The organism is Kitasatospora phosalacinea, from assembly GCF_000717185.1.
Taxonomy (GTDB): domain Bacteria; phylum Actinomycetota; class Actinomycetes; order Streptomycetales; family Streptomycetaceae; genus Kitasatospora; species Kitasatospora phosalacinea_A.
In genome coordinates, this window is record NZ_JNYE01000199.1 from 1 (window position 1) to 3,509 (window position 3,509).

General features: G+C 79.3%; 2 protein-coding genes and 2 pseudogenes. 3 read left to right on the plus strand and 1 reads right to left on the minus strand.

The annotated features are described in order from the left end of the window. Window positions 1-212: pseudogene (locus OO57_RS37375) on the plus strand (M56 family peptidase); the annotation flags it as partial. Window positions 213-424: 212 nt separating this feature from the next. Continuing rightward, a complete protein-coding gene (locus OO57_RS37380; protein WP_051778758.1) occupies window positions 425-1,813 on the plus strand; it encodes a GAF domain-containing protein in 1,389 nt (462 codons plus the stop codon). On the opposite strand, the gene OO57_RS37385 is transcribed toward OO57_RS37380, so the two are convergent. Beyond that, entirely contained in the window at window positions 1,732-2,232 is a 501-nt protein-coding gene (locus tag OO57_RS37385; RefSeq protein ID WP_051778759.1) for an SsgA family sporulation/cell division regulator, read from the minus strand. The genes OO57_RS37380 and OO57_RS37385 overlap by 82 nt on opposite strands. 305 nt (window positions 2,233-2,537) lie before the next feature. Between OO57_RS37385 and OO57_RS44460 the strand changes: the two are divergent. Next, a pseudogene (locus OO57_RS44460) lies at window positions 2,538-3,509 on the plus strand (hypothetical protein); the annotation flags it as partial.

The following is a 3,509-nucleotide window of genomic DNA, read 5'->3' on the forward strand; positions in this document are numbered from 1 at the left end:
GCCCCCGGCTGGCCCCCGCCGCCGCCGCGGGCCCCGTCCCGCGCCGCGTCCGCGCCCTGCTCGCCCACCCCGCCCCGGCCCGCCCCCACCGCACCCTGCGCACCCTGGCCGCCCTCGCCCTGGCCGGCTGCCTCACCGCCACCACCTGCGCCGCCGCCGAAGCGGGCCACGACTTCCACCGGGCCGTCGAGACCGCCCAGGGCGACCGGTGAGCCCACGGAGCCGCCCCGCGCCCCCGTCCCGCACCCCGTCCCGCGCCCCCGGCGCACGGACCGGCGCACGGCGGGCGCACGGCGGGCGCGGAAACGGGAAACCGACCAGTCTGCATCATGCCCGGGGGCCCGGACGACTCTTTCTCCCGCCCCGGCGTGTCCCCCGGGAGCCCCCGTAGGCTGACAGCCGGAAGGGGAGACGGGGGGAAGCCATGCGGCGGGTCGGAGGCGGCGGCACACCGCCCGCCCGGGTCCGGGCCCGGGTGCCGGAGCAGGGGCAGGGGCCGCAGAACGGCGTCCGCCCGGAGATCGGGGACTCCTGGGCCCGGCTGCGCCGCCTCGGGCTGGACCCGGAGCGCGGCCCGGAGCCCCCGCGGCTGGGCCTCGGGGAGCTGGAGGAGGCCCGCCGGGCCACCGGCCTGGAGCAGGTGCTGCCGCTGCTGCGCTCCGCCCTGTTCCTGCCGGGCGACACCACGCCGGTGGTGCTCACGGTCTCCGACCCGAAGGCCCGGGTCCTGTGGTGGGACGGCGAGCGGCGGCTGAAGCGGGACGCCGACTCGATCGGCTTCGGGGCGGGCGCGCTCTGGTCCGAGGACGAGGTCGGCACCAACGGCATCGGCCTGGCCTCCCGCACCGCCCGCGCGAGCACGGTGCACGCCGTCGAGCACTACCTGCGCAGCCACCGCAGCTGGAGCTGCGTGGCCGTCCCGGTCCGGGACCCGCGCACCGGACGCCTGGCCGGGGTGGTCAACCTGAGCAGCCCGGCCGCCGAGAGCCACCCGCTGCTGCGGCAGTTGACGCTGACCGCCGCCCGGCTCGCCGAGACCGAACTGCGGGCCGGGCACCTGGAGGCGCTGCACCGGCTGCGGACGGTCGCGGTGCCGCTGCTGGCCCGCTTCGGCGGCCCGGCGCTGGTGGTGGACGGCGCGGGCTGGACGGCCGCCGCGACCGGCGTGCCGGGCCCGCCCCGGCTGGCGCTGCCGCCGGACAGCTGGGGCGCGGGCGGGGTGCACTGGGTGCCGACGCTCGGCGAGTGCGCGGTGGAGCCGCTGGCCGACGGCTGGCTGGTGCGCCCGGCCGCGCCGCGACCGGCCGAGGTCGCCGAGCGGGCCGAGTCCGCGGTGCTGGAACTGGACCTGCGCCGCCCGAACGGCCCCGAGCTGCGGGTGCGCGGCAGCGCGGGCGCCTGGTCGCACTCGCCGACCCCGCGGCACGCCGAACTGCTCCTGCTGCTGGCCCTGCACCGGGACGGCCTGAGCGCCGCGCAGCTCGCCGAGGCGCTGTTCGCCGACCCGGCCCGCACCGTCACCGTCCGCGCCGAACTCTCCAGGCTGCGAAGGCACCTGGGCGCCCTGCTGGAGGCCAGGCCGTACCGGCTGGCGGCCTGCGCGGAGGTCACGGTGCTCGGCCCGGACGACCCGTACGACCTGCTGCCCGGCTCGGACGCGCCGACCGTGCGGCTGCTGCGGGCGGACTTGGTGCGCGGCACGCGGCGGCTGCCCGGGCGGGGCGGCGGCGGTCAGCCCTCGGCCAGCAGTTCGGCCAACTCCTCGTCGCTGGGCAGCAGTTCGGCGGCGCTGCCGTCCGGCACCAGGGCGTAGGTGCGTTCCAGCCAGGCTCGCACCTGCGGCCGGGACGCCTCCAGCAGGGCGCTGCCGTGCGGGGACTCCAGCGCCAGGTGCAGGGTCGCGCCGTGGCAGGGGCACTGGGCGGGCCACAGCTTGATGTCGCCCTGGCCGCTGAGCGACTCCAGCCCGTCCCGCAGCAGATCGCGGGAGAAGACCCAGTCCGCTTCGTCGGGGCGCCCCAGGTGGAAGGTCAGGCGCACCTCGTGCGGCGCGGCGGCCGCGTACCGGAACCGGGTGCGCACCTCACCGACCAGGTCCTGGTCCAGGGCGATCCGCAGGGCCAGCACCTCCTCCACCACCGCGGGGGGCGCGGCGGCGCCGTTCCGGCCGCCGCCCGTGGGGGTGGCGGCGATCGGCTGGTCGGAAGGGGCGGACAGCGGGTCGCACGGCATGACGATCTCTCCGGAGCGGCTGGGTACGGCACCAGCGTGCTCCGGCGCGCGGCCGTCCGCAACGGTTGCAGGGGGTTGCACGGGGTCGCGCGGGCGGTCCGGCCGGGCCGCCACCGGCACCACCGGTGTGCTCCAACTCACCCTTCCGGCAAGGGACTCGATTTGACCGTCAGGTTTCGCCCGGGATCTGGCGGTCCGTCAGACCGCTGGTAGTCTCGTCCCTCCCGCCCCGTTCGTCCGGGCCCGACCGGGCCGCGCACGGGCTGCGGCTACGCGTGCGGACCTGTACCAGGAAGGGGAGCCCGGTGGCGCTCCGCGAGCACTCCAGGCCCGTCACCGCGGGCCGGTCGGGACGGCACGGCCGGCCCAGGCCCTTCGTCGGGTGGCTGCGGCTACCCACCGTCCGGTTCTCCGGCGCGGCGATGGCGATGTCCACGGTGGTCGGGATCAGCCTGGCCACCACCTGGCTGCTGAACGAGCAGCAGCAGGTCGGCCGCCGCGCCGACGTCACCGTCGGCGGCCCGCCCGCACCCAGCCCCGACGCCGCGCCCAGCGACACCCCCGCCCCCGCCCCCGCGCCGGGCACCACCGTCCAGGCAGCCCCCGCCACGGCGGGCGGCACCGCGACCGGCGGCGGCCCGGGCAACGGCAGCAGCCCGAGCAGCGGCAGTCCCAGCACCGGCAGCCCCAGCACCGGCACCGCGGCCGGCGGCGCCCCGACCGGGACCTCCGGGGGCGGGGCGGCCGACGGCCGCGTCCGCCCCGCCCAGGCCACCACGCCCGCCCCGCCGGTGCGCCCCGCCGAGGCCGCCACCACCCCGCCCGCCGCGAGCCCGTCGCCCGCCGAGAGCCCGTCGCCCGCCCGCACCCCGCTGGCCCGGCCGGTGTCGCTGGTCCCGAGCCCGTCGGCCCCCGCCCCGTCCGCCTCCCCGTCCCCGTCCGCGTCCTCGTCCGCGTCCCCCGGCACCGCCGCGCCCCTGCCGCGGACCCTGCTCGGCACCGCCCGGACGGACCTGATCGGCCCGACCGGCACCCGGCACACCCTGCGGCTCGACCTCTCCGAGGCGATGACGGCCCTACAGGTCGAGCTGCGGCTGAACCGCCCCACCGCGCTCCCCGGCACCGCCCCCGCCACCGACCTGCCGGGCGCGGTCGTCACCATCGCCGTGGAGCGCGACACCCTGGTGTACCGCTTCACCGCGCCCGCCGACCTGCCCCCCGGCAGCTACGCCTTCACCGTCACCGGCGCCCTCCCCGCCCCCGCGGCGGCCCCCGCC

Coding starts and splice junctions, on each gene's coding strand:
- OO57_RS37385 (WP_051778759.1), bottom strand. CDS start 2,232: ATGCCGTGCGACCCGCTGTCCGCCCCTTCCGACCAGCCGATCGCCGCC.
- OO57_RS37380 (WP_051778758.1), top strand. CDS start 425: ATGCGGCGGGTCGGAGGCGGCGGCACACCGCCCGCCCGGGTCCGGGCC.